We start from the raw sequence: 20,247 nt of genomic DNA, 5'->3' as shown, positions 1-20,247 counted from the left end.
CCGGCGCCCCGACGGACCGCCCGCGCGAGGTGAGGGCATGAGCGCTCCCCCGGACCCGTGGGTCCCCGACGTGCTGGGGCCGGGCTTCCGCGCCCGGACCGTGGACCTGGACCCGGGCTCAGCACCCCACTCGACCGCCACGGTGGTCCGCTACCGGCCGGGGGACGTCCCGCCCGCGCCGGGCAGACTGCGCGGGGCCGTGCTGTACGTGCACGGCTGGTCCGACTACTTCTTCAACGCCGAGCTGGCCCGGACGTGCGCGGCGGCGGGCTACGCGTTCTACGCCCTGGATCTGCACGGCTACGGCCGGAACCTCACCGACGCGGTGCTCGCCGAGGAGGACGGCTGCCCGGGGCACACCACGGACCTCGCGGACTACGACGACGACATCGCCGCCGCGCTCGACGTGCTGGCCGAGGACGGTCTGCCCGGCCCGGAGGGGCGGCTCGTGCTGATGGGCCACTCCACCGGGGGTCTCACCGCGGCGCTGTGGGCCTCACGGCACCCCGACCGTCTCGACGGCCTCGCTCTCAACGCTCCCTGGATCGGCAGCCACGGCGCCGACGCCGTGGGCGCCGCTCTGCGCCCCCTGGTGGCCAGGCTCGCCGAGCAGCGCCCGGACCACCCCGTGCGGGCCCGGCTGCGCAGCCACTACTACCGGGTGATCAGCGAGCACGCCGAGGGCGAGTGGCCGATCGACGCCCGGTGGCGTCCCGAGACCAGCTTCGACATCACTCCGGGCTGGCTCAACGCAGTGCTTCAAGCTCAGGGTGAGGTCGCGAAAGGCCTGAACCTTCACCTTCCCGTGCTGGTGCAGACCTCCGCCCGATCGTGCATCCGCCCGTGGTGGAGCGAGCGGATGCGCTCGGCCGACACCGTGCTCGACGTCCGGCAGATCCGCCGGCACGCATCCGATCTCGGCACGGACGTGACGCTGCGCTCCTACGAGGGCGCGGTCCACGACGTCCATCTCTCCCGGGAGGCCGTGCGGCGTGCCGCGCAGCGGGATCTCGCGGCCTGGCTGCGCGGCCTGGGGCACCACCGGCCTCAGGCGGAGGCGCCGGGCCCCGCCACGCGGTCGACCGCCCCGCCGTAGCGCCGGTCCCGCCGCGCGTAGGCCTCGACGGCCTCCCACAGGGTGCGCCGGTCGACGTCCGGCCAGAGGACGTCCTGGAAGACGAGCTCCGCGTAGGCGGACTGCCACAGGAGGAAGTTCGAGATCCGCTGCTCCCCGGAGGAGCGCAGGAAGAGGTCGACGTCCGGCAGGTCCGGCTCGTCGAGGTAGCGCTGGACGGTCTTCTCGTCGATGCTGCGCGGGTTCAGGGTGCCCGCGCGGGCGTCGGCGGCCATGGCCGCCGCGGCGTCGGCGATCTCGGCCCGCCCCCCGTAGTTCACGCACATGGTGAGGGTGACGACGTCGTTGTCGCGGGTGGCCCGCTCCGCCTCCTCCAGGCGGTTGATGACCGATCGCCACAGGCGCGGCTTGCGCCCGGCCCACCGGATCCGGATCCCCCACTCCTGGAAGGTGGGCAGCTGGCGCTCCATGACGTCGGCCGTGTAGTTCATCAGGAACGTCACCTCGTCGAGGGAGCGCTTCCAGTTCTCGGTGGAGAAGGCGTAGGCGCTGACGTACGGGATGCCCATCTCGATGGCCCCGGCCATCACCTCGATCAGGGCCGCCTCCCCCGCCTTGTGCCCCTCGTTGCGCGGCAGGCCGCGCTGGTTCGCCCAGCGCCCGTTCCCGTCCATGACCACGGCCACGTGCCGGGGCACGAACTGCTCCGGGATCGGCGGGGCGCAGGCGCCGCTGGGATGAGCGGGCGGGGCGGCAAAGCCGGGCATGGTCAGCTCCGTTCCACGAGGTTCAGGGACCGGACGGCCCTCTCCAGGTGCCACTGTACGTAGGTGGCCACGATCCCGGCGGCGGCCCGGGCCGTGCGGGGCTCCACGGCGTCGATCCGCTCCCACGACCCCGTGAGCAGCGCGGAGAGGTGCGCGACGGTTGCGGGGTCGGGGGCGGCGGCCCCGGGCGGGCGGCAGGCGGGGCAGACGGCGCCGCCGAGCGGGGCCGAGAACGCCTCGTGCGGTCCGGGCGCGCCGCACCGGGCGCAGTCGGTGAAGCTCGGGGCCCACCCGGCCGTGGACACGGCCCGCAGCAGGTAGGAGTCCAGGACGGCTCCCGGTTCGTGCAGCCCGCGGGCCAGGGCGGACAGGGCGCCGACGAGGAGCCGGTACTGCTGGGCCGCGGACTCGTCGTCGTTCTCCGTGAACTTCTCCGCGGCCTCGGTCATGGCCGCGGCCGCGGTGTACTTGCCGTAGTCGGCGGCGATGACGGACCCGTAGCCGCGCTTGCCCAGCGCCTGGGAGACGATGTCGAGGTTGCGGCCGGTGACCAGCTGCAGCTCGGCGACGTTGTAGGGCTCGAGCCGGGAGCCGAAGCGGGACGTCGTGCGCCGCACGCCCTTGGCGACGGCCCGGACCTGCCCGTGGTCCCGGGTCAGCAGCACGACGATCCGGTCGGCCTCGCCGAGCTTGTAGGTGCGCAGCACGACGGCGTCGTCCCGGTAGCTGCGTGATGCGAAGGTCGTCCTGGCCACCGGCTCATTGTCCCACGCCGGGCGGACGGCGCAGGCGGACGGCACCGGCCGGGACGACGACGGCGGGCCGCCCCTCGCCCGGGGTGGCCCGCCGCCGCGCAGCGCCGGTCGGCGCTCAGTCCTGGGCGTCCCGCACGGCCCGGTTCACCGCGGAGACCACGGCCTTCAGGGAGGCGCGGGTGGTGTTCGTGTCGATGCCGACGCCCCACAGGACCCGGTCCCCCACGGCGGCCTCGACGTAGCTCGCGGCCTGGGCGTCGCCGCCGGCCGAGAGGGCGTGCTCGCTGTAGTCGAGCACGCGCACGTCCACGCCCTCGGACGCGAAGATCGCCAGCAGCGCCTCGATGGGACCGTTGCCCTGCGCCGTCCGGTGGTGCTGGACGCCGTCGACGTCCAGGCCGATCTCGAGGGTGCTCTCCCCGTCCTCCTCGGAGGTCGTGGTGATGTTGGTGATCCGGTACCGGCCCCAGCGCCCGGCGTCCCCGTCCTGGACGGTGGGCAGGTACTCGTCCGCGAACACCTTCCACAGCTCCGCGCCGGAGACCTCCCCGCCGGAGGTGTCGGTGTGCTCCTGCACCACGCGGGAGAACTCGATCTGCGCGCGCCGCGGCAGGTCGAGCCCGTGCTCGCTGGCGAGCAGGTAGGCGACCCCGCCCTTGCCGGACTGCGAGTTCACGCGGATGACGGCCTCGTAGGTGCGGCCCAGGTCCTTGGGGTCGATGGGCAGGTAGGGCACGGCCCACACCAGTTCGTCGACGCCCCGGCCCTGCTCCTGCGCGTCCCGGGCCATCCGGTCGAAGCCCTTCTTGATGGCGTCCTGGTGGGAGCCGGAGAACGCCGTGAACACGAGGTCCCCGCCGTAGGGGGCCCGCTCGGGGACGGGCAGCTGATTGCAGTACTCCACGGTCCGGCGGATGTCGTCGATGTCGGAGAAGTCGATCTGCGGGTCCACGCCCTGGGTCAGCAGGTTCAGGCCCAGGGTCACGAGGTCCACGTTGCCGGTCCGCTCGCCGTTGCCGAACAGGCAGCCCTCGATGCGGTCGGCGCCGGCGAGGTAGCCCAGCTCTGCGGCGGCCACGCCGGTGCCGCGGTCGTTGTGCGGGTGCAGGGACAGCACCGTGGCGTCCCGGTTGTAGAGGTTGCGGCACATCCACTCGATGGAGTCGGCGTAGACGTTGGGCGTGGCCATCTCGACGGTGGCGGGCAGGTTGAGGATCATCTCCCGGTCCCCGCCGATCTCGAAGGTCTCGGCCACGGCGTTGGCGATGCGAGCGGCGAACTCGAGCTCCGTGCCGGTGTAGGACTCCGGGGAGTACTCATAGGTCACGGACGTGTTCTTCAGCTGCTCCTCGTACTTCAGGCACAGCCGCGCCCCGGTGAGGGCGATGTCCACGATCCCGTCCATGTCCTGGTCGAACACCACGCGCCGCTGCAGCGTGGAGGTCGCGTTGTAGAGGTGCACGATGGCCTTGTCGGCGCCGTCGATGGCCTCGTAGGTGCGCTCGATGAGGTGTTCGCGCGACTGCGTCAGGACCTGGATCGTGACGTCGTCGGGGATCCGGTCCTCCTCGATGAGCCGGCGCACGAAGTCGAAGTCGGTCTGGGAGGCCGAGGGGAACCCGACCTCGATCTCCTTGTAGCCCATCCGCACGAGCAGCTCGAACATCTTGAGCTTGCGGTCGGAGTTCATGGGGTCGATCAGCGCCTGGTTGCCGTCGCGCAGGTCCACCGCGCACCAGCGGGGGGCCTCGGTGATGACCTGGTCCGGCCAGGTGCGGTCGGCGAGGTCGAAGGGGAACTGCTGCTGATAGGGGACGTACTTGTGGATCGGCATGCCGGAGGGCTGCTGGTAGTTGCGCATGGGGTTGGCCTGTTCTGCTCGAGACGTCTGCGGGTGGCCGGGCATCAGGAACTCCGCAACGGGAGGCCGGCCATTCGACGACGGGTCAGGCCCCGTTGCGGCACGTAAGGAGGAGCGTCCCAGTCCGCATGTGCTCAACCTATCACGGGGTGTCCGGCGTGCCGGGTCGCGTTCTCACCAGTCACCGGCCGCCTGCTGGCAGGTGTACTGCTCTGCGGTCTGCCCGTTGAGCTCCCCGGGCAGCGTCGGTCCGAGCTCCAGCCGGTCCCCCTCGCGGAAGTCCTGGCCCACCGAGACGAACACCCCCACGACGTCGGTGGTGGGCACGATCTGCGCGGCGGGGACGCCGAGCAGCTCGGCGACCTCGGCGGCCGCCTCGTACCAGCCCGGACCGAAGAAGACCTGCGTGCCCGGCAGCTCGGTGGCCTGCGGACCGGACTCGACGGCGGTGTAGCCCTCGTCCTCGAGCACGGCGGCGACGTCCTCGTCCCGGCCGTCGACGCCCGAGACGTTGGCGACCGTGAGCGGGACCGTGGCCGGGTCGACCGTCGGGGACGGGACCGCGGCGTCGGGCGACGGGGTCGCGGAGGAGGACGGGTCGTCGGTCGGCTCCGCGGACGGCGAGGTGAGCGGCCGGTCCTCGCGCAGTGCCTCGAAGAGGTGCTCGGCCGGTTCCTCGTCGAGCTGGAGCCGGTTGGGGTCCAGCTCGTAGGGCTCCGTGGGCGCGGTCACGAAGACCATTCTGCCGAGGTCGATCCCCCGGAGGGCCGTGCCGAGGCCGACCACCGTCGGGACGGAGCCGAGCCCCTCGTCGACGTGCAGGTTGCGCGTGGCGACGTCGGCGATCTCGTAGAGCTTCGGCAGGTCCCAGAGCGTGCCCTCGTCCTTGATCTTGCGGGCGAGGGACGCGAGGAACGACTGCTGGGAGCGGATCCGGCTCGTGTCCCCGCCGTCGCCGAAGGCGGCGCGGCTGCGCAGGAATGCCAGGGCCTGCTCGCCCTCCACGGACGACACTCCGGCGGGCAGCTCCAGCCCCGACTTCGGGTCGTCGACGGCCTCGTTGACGCACACCTCGACGCCTCCCACGGTCGAGGACAGCTCCTTCACGGCGTTGAAGTCGGCGAGCATGAAGTGGTCGATCTTGAGGCCGGTCATCTGGTTGACGGTCGCGACCGTGCACCCGGGGCCGCCGTTGGCGATCGCCGAGTTCAGCATCGCATCCTCCTCGGCCGGGTGGACCTCGCCCGACTCCGGGTCCGTGCACCGCGGGATGTCGGCGACCAGGTCGCGCGGCAGGGACACCACGGTCACGTCGCTGCGGTCCTCGCTCACGTGCATCAGCATCATGACGTCCGTCAGGCCGGCTCCGGCGCTGTCCTCGTCGTCGCCGTACCGGCCGTTGCCCTCGCCGTCACGGGTGTCCGTGCCCATGACGAGGATGTCGAGCGGACCGGCCTCCGGCCCCGTCCCGTCGCCCAGGTCGAGGGGGGAGGTGTCCAGGTTGGACTGGAGCCGCCAGGTCGCGGCCACGCCGGCCCCGAGGACCGCGAGCAGGACGACGACCAGCGCGACGGCGGCCCAGCGCCTCCGGGACCATCGGCGGGCGGGGTGGCGTCCGTGGGCGTCGGGGGGCGTTGAGGACACGGTGACTCTCTCCTGGCAGGCCCCGGGCGCGGAGCCCGGGGTCGGGGGACGGCGCCCGGCCGGGGCGCCGGGTGTCATGGTAGTCCCCCGCCCGGGCCTCGGGGCGGGCGACGCGGCGGGGTGCGGTCGCGCCCGTGGCTCAGAAACCCAGGCGGGAGAGCTGCTTGGGGTCGCGCTGCCACTCCTTGGCGATCTTCACGTGCAGGTCGAGGTAGACCCTCGTGCCCAGCAGCGCCTCGATGGCGGTCCGTGACCGGGTGCCGATCTCGCGCAGCCGCGCGCCGCCCTTGCCGATGATGATGGCCTTCTGCGAGGACCGCTCGACGTAGACGTTGACGCGCACGTCGAGCAGCGGGCGGTCCGCGGGGCGGCCCTCGCGCGGCACCATCTCCTCCACCACGACCGCGAGGGAGTGCGGCAGCTCGTCCCGCACTCCTTCCAGGGCGGCCTCCCGGACGAGCTCGGCGACCATCGTCATCTCGGGCTCGTCGGTCAGCTCGCCCTCGGGGTACAGGGCCGGGGACTCCGGCATCCGGCCGATGAGCAGACCGGCGAGGGACTCGACCTGGAAGCCGTCCACGGCGGAGACGGGGATGACGTCGGCCCAGCCCGGGTCGCCGGCGTCGGGACGGGGCGCGTGGGCGGCCCCGGCACGGTGGCGGGGCTTGCGGGCGGCCCGTTCGGCGCGCTCGGCCCGGACCCGGTGCTCGGCCTCCATGACGGAGCGGCCCAGCTCGGTGACCGCCAGCAGCTGCTCGGCGAGCTCGGCGCGGGAGACGGTGTCCGTCTTCGTCACGATCGCCACGACCGGCTTGTTCCCCGAGGCCGCGAGCTGCTGGGCGATGAACCGGTCCCCCGGGCCGATCTTCTCGTTCGCGGGCACGCAGAAGCCGATGACGTCGACCTCGGCGAGGGTGTCGGCCACGAGGTCGTTGAGCCGCTCGCCGAGCAGCGTCCGGGGCCGGTGCAGTCCCGGGGTGTCCACGAGCACGAGCTGGCCCTCGGTCCGGTGGACGATGCCCCGGATGGTGTGCCGCGTGGTCTGCGGCCGGCTCGAGGTGATCGCGACCTTCTGCCCGACCAGGGCGTTGGTGAGCGTGGACTTCCCGGCGTTGGGCCGGCCGACCAGCACGGCGAACCCGGCGCGGAACGGGACGGGCTCCCCGGCGGCGGGCTCGCCCGCACCGGGGAAAACGGCGGGTGTGGACTCAGACATGGTGGTGGGTCTCCTCCTCGGACTCCTGGGCGGCGGGGTCCACGGCCGTGGATCCCGGGGGGACCCAGTCGGGGTCCCGGCGGACCTCGAGCTGGCCCACCCGGTTGCGCCGGCCCTCCAGGGTGACGGCCTCGAGGACGATGCCCTCGACGGTGGCGCGGGAGCCCACGATGGGCACCCGGCCGATGGACTTGGCGAGCAGCCCGCCGGCCGTGTCCACCTCGTCGTCCTCGAGGTCGACGCCGAACAGATCGCCCAGGTCCTCGACCCCGAGCCGGGCCGAGACGCGGTAGCGGCCGTCGCCGACCTCGGCGACCTCGGGCTTCTCCCGGTCGTACTCGTCGACGATCTCCCCGAGCAGCTCCTCGATGAGGTCCTCCAGGGTCACGAGCCCCGCGGTGCCGCCGTACTCGTCGACGACGATCGCGACGTGGATCGACTCGAGCTGCATCTCGCGCAGCAGCTCGTTGACCTTCTTCGACTCGGGCACGTAGCGGACCTCCCGGGCGAGCTCGGAGAGCCCCTCGAGCCGCAGCCCGGCACCCAGGCGGTGCACCCGCTCCGCGAGGTCCTTCTGGTACAGGATGCCGAGAACGTCGTCGGCGCTCTCCCCGATCACCGGGATGCGGGAGTAGCCGGAGCGGAAGAAGAGGTTCAGGGCGTTGTCCACGGTGTCGTCGTCGTCGACGGAGACCATGTCGGTGCGGGGCACCATGACGGCCCGGACGTTGGTGTCGTCGAGGTCGAAGACCGAGTGCAGCAGCTCCGCCTCGTTGTCCTCGATGAGGTCCTGGCCCGTGGAGCGGTCCACGAACTCGAGCAGCTCCTCCTCGGTCAGGTAGCCCGGGGCGGTGCGCTCCGGGTCCCGGGCGACGGACGAGCCCAGGCGGACCAGCATCCCGGGGACCGGTCCGAGCACGAGGCGCAGCACGCGCACGAGACCGGCGGTGGCCCGGACGGTGCCGGCGGCGTGGCTGCGCCCGACCTGGCGGGGCGAGACCCCGGTGAGGACGAAGCCGACGGCGGCCATCACCACGGTGGCCAGGAGCCCGGCGAGCCAGACGTCGTCGAGGCCGTCGAACATCGCGAGGGCGACCGCCACGGCGGAGGCCGTCTCGAACCACACGCTCCAGAAGCGCAGGGCCTGCAGGTGCGCGGTGGGCGTGGCCAGAATCCGGGCGGCGGAGGAGTCGGGATCGTCCCGGACGATGGCCTCGGCGTCCGCGCGGGGCAGGTAGGTGAGGCCGGTCTCCGCGGCCGTGAGGACGAAGGCCGTGCCCAGGAACACGATCGCGGCGAGGACCAGTACGGCAGTGGTCATCATGGGGCGCTACTCCATGGTCTCGAGCGGCGCGGGCCGGCCGAGGAAGTCCGTGAGCAGGTCCCGCTGCAGGGCGAACATGACCAGCCGCTCCTCGGGCTCGGCGTGGTCGTGCCCCAGCAGGTGCAGGATCCCGTGGGTGGTGAGCAGGCACAGCTCGTCCGCGACGGAGTGCCCCGCGGCCTCGGCCTGCCGGCGCGCCACCGGAGGGCACAGCACGATGTCGCCCAGCGTCCCCTCCGCGGGGGTCTCCGGGGTTCCCGGGCGCAGCTCGTCCATGGGGAAGGACAGGACGTCCGTGGGGCCGGGCAGGTCCATCCACTCGACGTGCAGGCGCGCCATCTCCTCCTCGTCGACCACTGCGATCGACAGCTCCGCGCCGGGGTGGACGTGCAGCCGTCCCAGGACGTGCTCCGCGAGACGGCCCAGGAGCTCGACGTCGACCGCGTCGTAGGCCGCGCGCTCCTCGGCGGGGAGGTCCCGCGGGTCGACCTGCAGATCGAACTCGACGGCCATCAGGCCTCGACCTCGTCCGGACCGGCCGGCGCGGTGTCGCGTCCGGCACGGGTGTCGTCCTTGCGCCGGCGCCGCTCGTTGCGGTGCCGGTTGGTCGTGTCGAAGGCGTCGTAGGCGCTGACGATCCGGCTGACGAGCTCGTGGCGCACCACGTCCTCCGCGGTCATCTCCGTGAACGCGACGTCCTGGACGCCGCCGAGCACGTGCTGGACCTGGCGCAGGCCGGAGGACGCGCTCCCCGGCAGGTCCACCTGGGTGACGTCCCCGGTGACGACCATCTTGGAGCCGAAGCCGAGCCGGGTGAGGAACATCTTCATCTGCTCGGGCGTGGTGTTCTGCGCCTCGTCCAGGATGATGAACGCGTCGTTGAGGGTGCGGCCGCGCATGTAGGCGAGAGGAGCGACCTCGATGGTGCCCGCCTCCATGAGGCGGGGGATCGAGTCCGGGTCCATCATGTCGTGCAGCGCGTCGTAGAGCGGGCGCAGGTACGGGTCGATCTTCTCGCTGAGCGTCCCGGGGAGGAAGCCGAGCCGTTCACCCGCCTCCACGGCCGGGCGCGTGAGGATGATCCGGGACACCTCCTTGGCCTGCAGCGCCTGGACGGCCTTGGCCATGGCCAGGTAGGTCTTGCCCGTGCCGGCGGGGCCGATGCCGAAGACCACGGTGTGCTCGTCGATGGCGTCGACGTAGGTCTTCTGGTGGAGCGTCTTGGGGCGGATCTTGCGACCGCGGCTGGAGAGGATGTTCTGGGTCAGGGCGCCGCTGGGGCGGGCGGTGAGGTCACGGCCGATCAGCTCGAGCAGCTGGGTGATGACCTGGGGGGTGACCGCGGTCTCGCGGCCGGCCAGGACCTTCAGCTCGTCGAAGAGCGTGGCGACGATCTGCACGGGCCCGCTCGGGCCCTCGATGCCGAGCTCGAGACCGCGGGGGCTGGTCGTGAGGCCCGGGAACGCCGTCTCCACCTGGCGCAGGGTGTCGTCCCCGGAGCCGAGGCACCGGACCATCGTCTCGCGGTCGGGGAAGGTGATGACGGTGCGGGCCGTCAGGGGGTGCGTGGTGCCGGGCAACGTCTCAGTCATGGGTTCGGCCGCGCGGGCCGTGCTCTCGCTCTCTTGTGAGGTGCCGTGGAAGGAACAGCGGACGGAACTCGTCCTCTCCCCAGAGTACCGCGCGGCTCCGGTGCCGGCGGCCGCCGGCCGCACATTCCGATTTGGTATCGGTCACGGCCACCGGGGCACCTCGGTTGGGGGTGTCCACGGCCGCTGTGCTGGAATGGTCCGGTCCTCCGGCAGGGGGACAGGTGCGGCCTCCCCCGGTGCCGGCACCGCCCCCATCAGATCCCGGAATGCCGAGGTGAGCGTCCCCCCATGGCCACAGCCCGCTCCCGGTCCGCCCGCGGCCGGCGCCCCGTGCTCGCGCTGTCCGCGGTCGGCGTCCTCGTCCTCGGCGCGTGCGGCACGGGACCGGAGCCCGCCCTCGACGACACCGTCACCACGTCGGCCACGTCGGCCACGTCGGCCACGGCGCCGGCCTCGTCCCTCGCGGCGAGCACCGCGGACGGCGGCAGGGTGGCCACCACCAGGCTGCCCGTCTACTGGGTGGGCCGCGCGGACGGCGAGGAGCGGCTGTTCCGGGAGTTCCGGGACGCCTCGGAGGCGGCCGCGGCCGTGGACCCTATCGCGGCGGCGGCGGCGCTGATGACCGGGGCGACCCCGGAGGACCCGGACTACCGGACCCTGTGGACCCCCGTGGACCGGGTGGGTGCCTCGACGTCCCCGGATGGGACCATCACCGTGGACCTGCCGTCCGAGGCCTTCCGCCCGGACCTGGACGACCGCGAGGTCCGGCTGGCCCTCCAGCAGCTCGCGCACACCGTGACCGCCACGGCGACCACGGCGGGGCTGCTGCCCGAGGGCTCCGCGGCCCAGGTGGTGGTGCTCGTGGACGGCCGGCCCGACGAGGAGGTCTTCGGGTCCGTGCGCCTCGACGGCCACCTCACCCCCGACGAGACGATGGAGGCGCCGATCCGGCTCGACGAACCGCGGCAGGACGAGCGGACCGAGGGGTCCCTCACCCTCTCGGGCCGGGCGCTGGACGGCGTCCGGGGCTGCCGGTGGACCGTGGCCCGACCCGGCGGGGAGCGCGTCTCGAGCGGTGCGGCCGCCGAGGTCCCGCGGAGCGACGGGACCGTCGCGTTCCGGGCGGAGCTCGAGCTGGAGCCGGGCGACTACGTGGTGACGGTCCTCGGCAGGGACGCCGAGGGCAGGACCGTGCGCGACGACAAGGACGTCGAGGTCCTCCCCGGCTGACCCGGCCGCACCCACCGCGTCCGGCTCAGCGGGACCCGGACGCCCAGCGGCCCAGTGCGGTGCTGAGCACCGCCAGCGCGGCCGGCCCGGCGGTGGAGCTGCGGAGCACCTCCGGGCCGAGCCGGACCGCGAGGGCCCCCGCACCGCTCAGGACGTCGAGCTCCGCCGGGGCGATGCCCCCCTCGGGGCCCACCACCAGGACGATCCGCTCGGCGCCCTCCCACGGTGCACCCGCGGCGCCCGACAGATCCGCGAGGGAGGCGTGCGCCTCCTCGTGCAGGACCAGACCGCGGGTGCCCGGCGCGCCCACCAGGCGGACGAGCTCGCGGGTGGTGCACAGGGCCAGCACCTCGGGCCAGGCCGCCCGCCGGGACTGCTTCGCGGCGGCCGCGACGGTGTGGACCCACTTCTCGTGGCTCTTGGCGGCGCGCTCCTTCTTCCACCGCACGATCGAGCGGTCGGCCTGCCAGGGCACCACGGCGTCGACGCCCAGCTCGGTGGCCGTCTCCACGGCCAGCAGGTCCCGGTCGCCCTTCGCGAGGGCCTGGGCGAGGACGACACGAGGTGTGCGGGTGGGCTCGGCGGTCACCGAGACGACGCCGACCTCCATGCTGTCCCGGTCCCCCGCGCGCAGCTCCACGGTCGCCCGGGTCCCCGCGCCGTCGACGAGCTCGAGCCGCTCACCGGGCGCGAGACGGCGCACGGTGACGGCGTGCCGGGCCTCCGGGCCGGTGACTGTGAGCGCCGCTCCGGGGCCGAGGCCGTCGAGCCGGCCCGGGGCGACCTTGAAGACCGGCAGGCTCACAGGTCGGAGAACCGGTCCTTGAGCCGGGAGAAGAATCCGCCGGAGCCGGCCGGGGAGTTCAGGGTGGTGCCGGTGGACTGGTCCTCGCCGCGCAGCCGGGACAGCTGCTCGAGCAGCTCGCGCTGCTCGTCGTCGATCGCCGTGGGGGTCTCGACCTCGAGGTGGACGAACAGCTCGCCCCGGCCGCCGCCGCGCAGCCGCGTGGCCCCGAGCTCGTGCAGGGTCACGGTGTGGCCGGTCTGCGTGCCGGGGCCCACCGGCACCTCGCGCTCGCCGTCGAAGGTCTCGAGGGTCACGGTGGTGCCGAGGGCCGCCGACGTCATGGGCACCCGGACGCGGGCGTGCAGGTCGTCGCCCTGGCGCTCGAACGTCGGATCCGGGTCGACCTTGAGCTCGACGTAGAGGTCACCGTTCGGCCCGCCCGCGGTGCCGGCCTCGCCCTGCCCCGAGAGGCGGATCCGGTTGCCGGACGAGACGCCGGCGGGGATCTTGACGGTCAGCGGGCGGCGGTCGCGCACGCGGCCCTCGCCGTAGCACTCGTGGCACGGGTGCTTGATGACGGTGCCGAAGCCCTGGCAGGTGGCGCACGGCGCCGCCGTGACCACGGTGCCGAGGATCGACTGGACCTGGCGCTGCACCTGGCCGGATCCGTGGCAGACCTCGCAGGTCTCGGGCTGGGTGCCGGGCTGGCAGCAGGTGCCGTCGCAGGTGGGGCAGACCACGGCCGTGTCCACGGTGATCTTCTTCTCGGTGCCGAAGACGGCGTCCTTGAGGGAGACCCGGACGTTGATCAGGGCGTCCTGGCCCTGGCGCGTGCGGGACGCGGGACCGCGCCGGCCGGCGCCGGCGCCGCCGGCGCCCTGGAAGAAGGTGTCGAAGATGTCGGCGAAGCCGAAGCCCGTGCCGGGGAAGCCCCCGCCGAAGCCGGTGTCGGTGCCGTTCTCGTTGCCGGTCGCGTCGTAGACCCGCCGCTTCTCGGGGTCGGAGAGGACGTCGTTGGCGTGGGAGAGGCGCTTGAAGTCCTCGGCGGCCTCCGGGCTGGGGTTGACGTCCGGGTGCAGCCGGCGGGCCTTCTTGCGGTAGGCCTTCTTGATCTCTTCCTGGCTGGCGTCCCGGGACACGCCCAGGGTCTCGTAGTGATCGCTCACCGTGGTCCGTTCTGTCGAGAGGTCTGTGGTGGGTTTCGCTGGAGGGCCCCGGGGAACGGGGCCCGCGGGGGCTCAGCCCCCGAGGATACGGGAGAGGTAGCGGGCGACGGCGCGCACGGCGGCCATCGTGGACGGGTAGTCCATGCGCATGGGGCCCACGACCCCCACCTTCGACTGCGGCCCGTAGCCGGTGGCGACGACGGCGGCCTCGGACAGCGGGCCCTCGGCGTTCTCCGTGCCGATCCGCACGGCGACCCCGCGGGCGTCCTGCTCCATCTCGGAGAGCAGCCGCAGCATCACCACCTGCTCCTCGAGGGCCTCGAGCACCGGGCCGATGCTCAGGTGGAAGTCGCCCGTGGCGCGGGCGAGGTTGGCGGTGCCGGCCATGACCATGCGGTGCTCGGCCCCACCCGCGGCGAGGGCGCCGACAGCCTCCCCCACGGCGGCCGCGGCCGGCTGCATCGGCGGGGCGGTGCCCGCGGTCATCACCGCGAGGGCGTCCGGCACGGCGGCCAGGGAGCGCCCGACCACGGCGGCCAGCACCCGGGCGCGCAGCTCGAGCAACTGGGCCTCCTCGAGGGGTGCCCGCAGCACGGCGACGCGCTGGGCCACCCGCCCGTTGGTCGGGATGAGCACCACGAGCACCCGTCCGGCCCCGAGGTCCACGACCTCGACGTGGCGCACGGTGACCCCGGAGGCGTGCGGGTACTGCACGACGGCGACCTGCTGCGTGAGCTGCGCGAGGAGTCGCACGGTGCGCTCCATGACGTCGTCGATGTCCGCGGCGTCGTCGAGCAACCGCTGGATGGCCCGCCGCTCCGGGCCCGAGAGCGGCTTGACGGCCGCGATCTGGTCGACGAACGTGCGGTAGCCCTTGTCCGTGGGGATCCGGCCCGAGCTCGTGTGGGGGGCCGTGATCAGGCCCTCCTCCTCGAGCGCGGCCATGTCGTTGCGCACGGTGGCCGAGGAGACGCCGAGCCGGTGCCGGTCCACCAGCGCCTTCGAGCCCACGGGCTCGCGGAAGTGCACGTAGTCCTCCACGATGGCCTGCAGGATCTGCAGTCGTCTCGGATGGTTCACGTCGCTCCTTCCCACTCCGTCCCGGCCCCCGCGCCGTCCTGGCACTCGGGCGGCCACAGTGCCAGCGCAGTCCAGTGTAGCCCCCGCGTGCGACGGCCGGTCCGCCGCCCGTGGTTTGGTACGCTTCCGGCTGATCCGCGCCGGACGCGCGGCACCGCGACCCGGGAGGACCACCATGAGCGACCACGGCTGGGGGCCGCGCAGCCTCGACGACGCCGACCTCGCCCGCCGCCGGCCGGTCTCCGCGGAGGTCCCGGTCGCCCCGGGAATGCTCCTGGAGGACGTCACGACCGGCTGGGTCGGCGCCGTCGTGTCCCTGGAGACCATCGGCGGGATGCGCGTGATGGGCCTCGAGGACCGGAGGGGGCGCGTCAAGGCGTTCCCCCTGGGACCGGGCTTCCTGCTCGAGGGCGAGCCCGTGGTCGTCGTCGAGCCCCGCCGGGCCCCCGCCGTGAAGAAGCCCTCCCGCACGCGCTCGGGCTCCGTCGCCGTCGAGGGGCTGCGCGCGAGCACCGCGAAGGCCTCCCGCGTGTGGGTCGAGGGCTACCACGACGCCGAGCTGGTGGCCAAGGTGTGGGGCCACGACCTGGCGGTCGAGGGCATCGTCGTGGAGCCGCTGCACGGCATCGACGACCTGCCCGCCGCCGTCCAGCAGTTCGGGCCGGGGCCCGGGCGGCGGCTCGGCATCCTCGTCGACCACCTCGTGGCCGGCTCCAAGGAGTCGCGAATCGCCGCCGAGACGATGCGCCTGCCCGGCGCCGCGGGCAACGTCCTGGTGCTGGGCCACCCGTACGTCGACATCTGGCAGGCGGTCAAGCCGCACGCGCTCGGCGTCGACGCCTGGCCCGTGGTCGCGCGCGGCACCGACTGGAAGACCGGCACCGCCGCCGCCCTCGGGTGGCCCCACCGCACCCCCGGGGACCTGGGACGGGCCTGGCAGCACATCCTCTCCCGCGTGGACAGCTACGCCGATCTCGAGCCGTCCCTGCTGGGCCGGGTCGAGGAGCTCATCGACTTCCTCACCGCGCCCGGGGCCTGATCCCGTCCCCGCGCCCGGAGCGCGACCGGCGCACGACCGGCGCAACGTCACAAAGGCACACGTGCGCGGGCGCGATCCCGCGCCGACCGGGCCGGTCGGTAGGATGGTCGTGTCCCACCCACCGCCCGCGGCACCGCCGCGGTCCCACCGCCGAAGGACATCCGTGCCCGTGCAGACCGACCCCCGATCGAGCCGCGACCACGCCGGGGCCCCGTTCGAGGGCCTCTCCCCCGTGGCCCAGCCGCTGACCGTCACCGAGGATCACCAGTGGGCGACCCTGGCACACTTCGGCGGCGTCGTCGGCTTCCTCCCCTCGTTCCTCGTCCACCGCGTCTTCCGGGGGCGGGGCCCGTTCACCGAGCAGGAGTCGATGGAGGCCATGAACTTCACGCTGCTGCCGACCCTCGTGGTGGTGGCCGGGATCCTGCTCGCCCCGGTGCCGTTCATCGGGTGGTTCTTCGCGCTCGCGGCAGCCGCCGCGTGGCTGCTGCTGGCCGTCGGCTCCCTGATCGGCGGGGTCCGGGTCAACGGCGGCGAGCCGCACCTCTACCGCTTCAACACCCGGCTCTACGACCGGCTCGCCGACCGCCTCCGCGAGCGGTCCCGGGAGCGCGCCGCGCGCGGCTGACACCTCGCCCCGCCGGGGCCGCTCCTGACCGGGGCGTTCGGTCCCCGTGCAGGCGTTCCAGGGCGCGGTGCCCACTTCAGGCGAGCAGCCGCCGCACCACGGCGTCGCCAAGGAGCCGGCCCCGCAGGGTCAGCACCACCGAGCCGCGCAGCGCGGCAGCGGGCTCCACCAGCCCGTCGGCGATCAGCCCGGCCACCGCGGTGCGCCCTCCACCGGCGAGGGCGGCCGCGGGCAACCCGTCGCGGATCCTGGCCTCCAGCATCACGCGCTCGAGGTGCCGGGTGTCCGCGTCGAGGATCTCGCGCCCGGCCGCGGGCGACTGCTGCGCGCGCACCCGGTTCGTGTAGGGCACGGGGTGCTTGAGGTTCCACCAGCGCGTCCCGCCCACGTGCGAGTGCGCCCCGGGGCCGATCCCCCACCAGTCCTGGTTGCGCCAGTACGCGAGGTTGTGCCGGCTGCGGTGGGCCCCGGCGTGCGCGCCGTCGGCGGGCCGGGCCCAGTTGCTGACCTCGTACCACTCGAAGCCGGCCTCGGCGAGGACCCGGTCCGCGAGCTCGTACTTGTCCGCCTGGTCGTCCTCGTCGATGGGCGGGACCTCCCCGCGCCGCATCCGCGCCGCGAGCTTCGTGCCGTCCTCGACGATCAGCGAGTACGCGGAGACGTGGTCGGGCTCGTAGCCCACCGCCGTGCGCACCGAGTGCTCCCAGTCGGCCAGGGACTCCCCCGGAGTGCCGTAGATGAGGTCCACGCTCACGCCCAGGCCGGCCTCGCGCGCCCACCGCACGGCGCGCGGCACGTTGTCGGGGTCGTGCGTGCGGTCCAGGACAGCGAGCACGTGCGGAACCGCCGACTGCATCCCGAAGGACACCCGGGTCACCCCGGCCGCCGCGAGCACCGCCAGGGACTCCGGCGTCACGGAGTCCGGGTTGGCCTCGGTGGTCACCTCCGCGCCCTCGGCGAGCCCGAAGCTCTCCACGGCCTGTGCCAGGACCGCGGCGAGGTCCTGGGCGGGCAGCAGCGTGGGGGTGCCGCCGCCGAAGAACACGCTGTGCAGCGGGCGGGGGGCCGTCCCGGAGTCGTCGAGCACCCGGCGGGCCCAGCGGACCTCCGCCGCGGCGTCGCCGGCGTAGGCGTCCTGGGACACCCCGGGGCCGAGCTCCACGGCCGTGTAGGTGTTGAAGTCGCAGTACCCGCACCGGACCGCGCAGAACGGCACGTGCACGTAGAGGCTGAGCGTGCGGTCGGCGGAGCCCACCGCGGCGGAGGGCGGCAGCAGTCCGTCGATCGGGCCGGGCAGGCCCTCCGGCTGGGCGGGGGCCACTACTTCTTCTTGTCCTTCGCCGCGGTCTCGTCGGAGGACAGCGCCGCGACGAACGCCTCCTGGGGGACCTCCACGCGGCCGACCATCTTCATCCGCTTCTTGCCCTCCTTCTGCTTCTCGAGCAGCTTGCGCTTGCGCGAGATGTCGCCGCCGTAGCACTTGGAGAGCACGTCCTTGCGGATCGCCCGGATGTTCTCGCGGGCGATCACCCGGGACCCGATGGCGGCCTGGATGGGGACCTCGAACTGCTGGCGCGGGATGAGCTCGCGCAGCTTGCCGGTCATCATCACCCCGTAGGCGTAGGCCTTGTCCCGGTGGGTGATCGCACTGAAGGCGTCCACGGGCTCGCCCTGCAGGAGGATGTCGACCTTCACCAGGTCCGCGGCCTCCTCGCCCTCGGCCTTCCAGTCCAGGGACGCGTAGCCCTTCGTGCGCGACTTGAGCTGGTCGAAGAAGTCGAAGACGATCTCGGCCAGGGGCAGCCGGTAGCGCAGCTCCACCCGGTCCTCGGAGAGGTAGTCCATGCCCTTGAGCTGACCGCGCTTGGACTGGCACAGCTCCATGATCGCGCCGATGAACTCGGACGGGGCCAGCACCGTCGCGGCGACCATGGGCTCGCGGATCTCGGCGATCTTCCCCTCCGGGAACTCGGACGGGTTCGTGACCACGCGCTCGGAGCGGTCCTCGAGCGTGACGTTGTAGCTCACGGAGGGCGCCGTGGAGATCAGCTCGAGGTTGAACTCGCGCTCGAGGCGCTCCCGGACGATCTCGAGGTGGAGCAGGCCCAGGAACCCGCACCGGAACCCGAAGCCCAGGGCCGCGGAGTTCTCGGGCTCGTAGACCAGGGCGGCGTCGTTGAGCTGGAGCTTGTCCAGGGCGTCGCGCAGGACCGGGTAGTCGGAGCCGTCGATGGGGAACAGCCCCGAGAAGACCATCGGCTTGGGGTCCTCGTAGCCGCCCAGGTTCTCGGCCGCGGGCCGCTGGTGGTTGGTCACGGTGTCCCCGACCCGGGACTGGCGCACGTCCTTGACCCCGGTGATGAGGTAGCCCACCTCACCGACGCCGAGGCCCTTCGTGGGCTTCGACTCGGGCGAGATGACCCCGATCTCCAGCAGCTCGTGCTGCGCGCCGGTGGACATCATCCGGATCCGCTCGCGAGGGGTCAGCCTGCCGTCGACCACCCGGATGTAGGTGACCACGCCGCGGTAGGTGTCGTAGACGGAGTCGAAGATCATGGCCCGCGAGGGCGCGTCCGCGTCCCCCTGCGGGGCGGGGACCAGCTCCACGATCCGGTCGAGCAGGGCCTCGACGCCCTCGCCGGTCTTGCCCGAGACCCGCAGCACGTCCTCGGGGTCCACGCCGATGAGGTTGCCGAGCTCCTGGGCGTACTTCTCGGGCTGGGCCGCGGGCAGGTCGATCTTGTTCAGCACCGGGATGATCGTGAGGTCGTTCTCCATGGCCAGGTAGAGGTTCGCCAGGGTCTGCGCCTCGATTCCCTGCGCGGCGTCCACCAGCAGCAGGGCCCCCTCGCAGGCCGCCAAGGACCGGGAGACCTCGTAGGTGAAGTCCACGTGCCCCGGAGTGTCGATCATGTTCAGCGCGAAGTCCGTGCCCGCCACGTTCCAGGGCATCCGCACCGCCTGGGACTTGATGGTGATCCCGCGCTCGCGCTCGATGTCCATCCGGTCCAGGTACTGGGCCTTCATCTCCCGCGTGGTGACCACGCCGGTGGCCTGCAGCATCCGGTCCGCGAGCGTGGACTTCCCGTGGTCGATGTGGGCGATGATGCAGAAGTTGCGGAGGATCGACGGGTCGGTCGAGGCGGGAACCGGGGCATTGACGGCCAGCGGGGACACGGGCGGTCCTTTCTCCGGGAGAACGTCGCTTCCGGCAGGTCCTGGGGCTACCGGCGGGTGGACCGCGCCGGGGATTCAACTGCCCAGTTTCCCACGTTCGGTCATGGAGAGCCATTTCGGCCCGCACGGGCCCGACGACGCCGCACGGCCCCTGGCTAGAGTGGGCGCATGAAGCTGAACCTCGGCACTCTGGCCCGGCTCGCAGCCCGTGCCGTGGTCGCCGGTCAGCGCTCCGGGCCGCACCGCCCGGAGCGCGTCCGGCCGGGTGGACGCGCCTCCTCCTCCGGGCGGCCCCGGCCCACCGTGCCGCCCAGGGCCGGCGACGGCCGGGCCGAGGGGCTCTCGCGGCCCTACCCCGGGGACTGGAAGGGACCGGTCCGGCCCGCCTACCGCCCGCTGTCCGACGGCGAGGCCGATCCCGGCGAGATCGTGTGGACGTGGGTGCCCTTCGAGGAGGACCACCGTCGCGGGAAGGACCGGCCCGTGCTCGTCGTGGACCGGGCCGGGGACCACCTATTGTGCCTGATGCTCACCTCGAGGGACCGCAGCAACGGCCTGGAGCAGGATCCCGACTACGTGGACATCGGGACGGGGCCGTGGGACTCCCGGGGCCGGCCGTCCGAGGTCAAGCTCGACCGCGTGGTCCGGGTGCTTCCCGCGGACGTCCGGCGGGAGGGCGCCATCCTGCCCGAGCACCTCTTCGACCGGGTGGCGGGACGGCTCCAGCGCCTGCGCGGCTGAGCACGCGGCCCCGATCGCGCCGTGTCGGTGCCGTCCGGTGGCGGGGCGCGGTCTGCTAGACTTTTCTGCTGTGTGTCCGCGCTGGTCGTCGGGCACTGCAGGGCGGTCGCCACACGGGCGTCCCCACTCCCACTCAGTCACATGGCTGTCCTGTTTGCCCTCACT

The 20,247-nt window shown here is 73.2% G+C and carries 18 protein-coding genes; 5 read left to right on the top strand and 13 right to left on the bottom strand.

Features of this window, described 5'->3' with window-relative positions:
- Nucleotides 1–37 precede the first annotated feature (37 nt).
- Nucleotides 38–1,096, top strand: a complete 1,059-nt coding sequence (locus ACFYE1_RS12510; RefSeq protein WP_387743211.1) for an alpha/beta hydrolase — start codon at nucleotides 38–40, stop codon at nucleotides 1,094–1,096.
- On the opposite strand, the gene ACFYE1_RS12505 is transcribed toward ACFYE1_RS12510, so the two are convergent.
- The 8 genes from ACFYE1_RS12505 to ACFYE1_RS12470 form a co-directional block, all read right to left on the bottom strand.
- Entirely contained in the window at nucleotides 1,048–1,842 is a 795-nt protein-coding gene (locus tag ACFYE1_RS12505) for an isoprenyl transferase (protein ID WP_387743209.1), read from the bottom strand. The genes ACFYE1_RS12510 and ACFYE1_RS12505 overlap by 49 nt on opposite strands.
- Nucleotides 1,843–1,844: 2 nt before the next feature.
- Nucleotides 1,845–2,597 (bottom strand): DNA repair protein RecO, encoded by a 753-nt coding sequence (recO, locus tag ACFYE1_RS12500; protein ID WP_387743207.1) that lies wholly within the window; start codon nucleotides 2,595–2,597, stop codon nucleotides 1,845–1,847.
- Nucleotides 2,598–2,712: 115 nt separating this feature from the next.
- Nucleotides 2,713–4,458: a 2-isopropylmalate synthase gene (gene leuA, locus ACFYE1_RS12495; protein ID WP_387743296.1), complete on the bottom strand. Its 1,746-nt coding sequence runs from the start codon at nucleotides 4,456–4,458 to the stop codon at nucleotides 2,713–2,715.
- Between the two features lie 174 nt (nucleotides 4,459–4,632).
- Nucleotides 4,633–6,102 (bottom strand): LCP family protein, encoded by a 1,470-nt coding sequence (locus tag ACFYE1_RS12490; protein WP_387743205.1) that lies wholly within the window; start codon nucleotides 6,100–6,102, stop codon nucleotides 4,633–4,635.
- 139 nt (nucleotides 6,103–6,241) lie between these two features.
- Nucleotides 6,242–7,318: a GTPase Era gene (locus ACFYE1_RS12485; RefSeq protein WP_387743203.1), complete on the bottom strand. Its 1,077-nt coding sequence runs from the start codon at nucleotides 7,316–7,318 to the stop codon at nucleotides 6,242–6,244.
- Nucleotides 7,311–8,642 carry a hemolysin family protein gene (locus ACFYE1_RS12480; protein ID WP_387743202.1) on the bottom strand — a complete coding sequence of 444 codons (1,332 nt, stop codon included), beginning with the start codon at nucleotides 8,640–8,642 and terminating at the stop codon, nucleotides 7,311–7,313. The genes ACFYE1_RS12485 and ACFYE1_RS12480 overlap by 8 nt, the downstream gene beginning before the upstream one ends.
- A 6-nt stretch (nucleotides 8,643–8,648) precedes the next feature.
- Nucleotides 8,649–9,155, bottom strand: a complete 507-nt coding sequence (gene ybeY, locus ACFYE1_RS12475) for an rRNA maturation RNase YbeY (RefSeq protein WP_387743200.1) — start codon at nucleotides 9,153–9,155, stop codon at nucleotides 8,649–8,651.
- The gene (locus tag ACFYE1_RS12470) at nucleotides 9,155–10,234 is read right to left on the bottom strand and encodes a PhoH family protein (RefSeq protein WP_387743199.1); all 1,080 of its coding nucleotides are present in this window, start codon (nucleotides 10,232–10,234) and stop codon (nucleotides 9,155–9,157) included. The genes ybeY and ACFYE1_RS12470 overlap by 1 nt, the downstream gene beginning before the upstream one ends.
- A gap of 288 nt (nucleotides 10,235–10,522) precedes the next feature.
- On the opposite strand from ACFYE1_RS12470, the gene ACFYE1_RS12465 reads away from it, so the two are divergent.
- Nucleotides 10,523–11,464, top strand: a complete 942-nt coding sequence (locus ACFYE1_RS12465) for a GerMN domain-containing protein (protein ID WP_387743197.1) — start codon at nucleotides 10,523–10,525, stop codon at nucleotides 11,462–11,464.
- Between the two features lie 25 nt (nucleotides 11,465–11,489).
- On the opposite strand, the gene ACFYE1_RS12460 is transcribed toward ACFYE1_RS12465, so the two are convergent.
- The 3 genes from ACFYE1_RS12460 to hrcA form a co-directional block, all read right to left on the bottom strand.
- Nucleotides 11,490–12,269: a 16S rRNA (uracil(1498)-N(3))-methyltransferase gene (locus ACFYE1_RS12460; protein WP_387743195.1), complete on the bottom strand. Its 780-nt coding sequence runs from the start codon at nucleotides 12,267–12,269 to the stop codon at nucleotides 11,490–11,492.
- Nucleotides 12,266–13,417, bottom strand: coding sequence for a molecular chaperone DnaJ (gene dnaJ / locus ACFYE1_RS12455; RefSeq protein WP_387743193.1), 1,152 nt, complete (start codon nucleotides 13,415–13,417; stop codon nucleotides 12,266–12,268). Before dnaJ ends, ACFYE1_RS12460 begins: the two co-directional genes overlap by 4 nt.
- A gap of 72 nt (nucleotides 13,418–13,489) precedes the next feature.
- Nucleotides 13,490–14,497 carry a heat-inducible transcriptional repressor HrcA gene (hrcA, locus tag ACFYE1_RS12450; protein ID WP_387743191.1) on the bottom strand — a complete coding sequence of 336 codons (1,008 nt, stop codon included), beginning with the start codon at nucleotides 14,495–14,497 and terminating at the stop codon, nucleotides 13,490–13,492.
- 175 nt (nucleotides 14,498–14,672) lie between these two features.
- On the opposite strand from hrcA, the gene ACFYE1_RS12445 reads away from it, so the two are divergent.
- Nucleotides 14,673–15,536, top strand: coding sequence for a DUF3097 domain-containing protein (locus ACFYE1_RS12445; protein ID WP_387743189.1), 864 nt, complete (start codon nucleotides 14,673–14,675; stop codon nucleotides 15,534–15,536).
- A 163-nt stretch (nucleotides 15,537–15,699) separates the two neighbouring features.
- Nucleotides 15,700–16,164 carry a DUF4870 domain-containing protein gene (locus ACFYE1_RS12440; protein WP_387743187.1) on the top strand — a complete coding sequence of 155 codons (465 nt, stop codon included), beginning with the start codon at nucleotides 15,700–15,702 and terminating at the stop codon, nucleotides 16,162–16,164.
- 76 nt (nucleotides 16,165–16,240) lie between these two features.
- On the opposite strand, the gene hemW is transcribed toward ACFYE1_RS12440, so the two are convergent.
- Nucleotides 16,241–17,485, bottom strand: coding sequence for a radical SAM family heme chaperone HemW (gene hemW, locus ACFYE1_RS12435; RefSeq protein WP_387743185.1), 1,245 nt, complete (start codon nucleotides 17,483–17,485; stop codon nucleotides 16,241–16,243).
- Nucleotides 17,485–19,341, bottom strand: a complete 1,857-nt coding sequence (gene lepA / locus ACFYE1_RS12430) for a translation elongation factor 4 (protein ID WP_387743183.1) — start codon at nucleotides 19,339–19,341, stop codon at nucleotides 17,485–17,487. The genes hemW and lepA overlap by 1 nt, the downstream gene beginning before the upstream one ends.
- A 168-nt stretch (nucleotides 19,342–19,509) precedes the next feature.
- On the opposite strand from lepA, the gene ACFYE1_RS12425 reads away from it, so the two are divergent.
- A complete protein-coding gene (locus ACFYE1_RS12425; RefSeq protein WP_387743181.1) occupies nucleotides 19,510–20,082 on the top strand; it encodes a type II toxin-antitoxin system PemK/MazF family toxin in 573 nt (190 codons plus the stop codon).
- The last annotated feature ends 165 nt before the right edge of the window (nucleotides 20,083–20,247 follow it).

Source organism: Kocuria nitroreducens (genome assembly GCF_042879195.1).
Classification (GTDB): domain Bacteria; phylum Actinomycetota; class Actinomycetes; order Actinomycetales; family Micrococcaceae; genus Kocuria; species Kocuria nitroreducens.
This window is presented reverse-complemented; position numbering and strand designations above follow the sequence as displayed.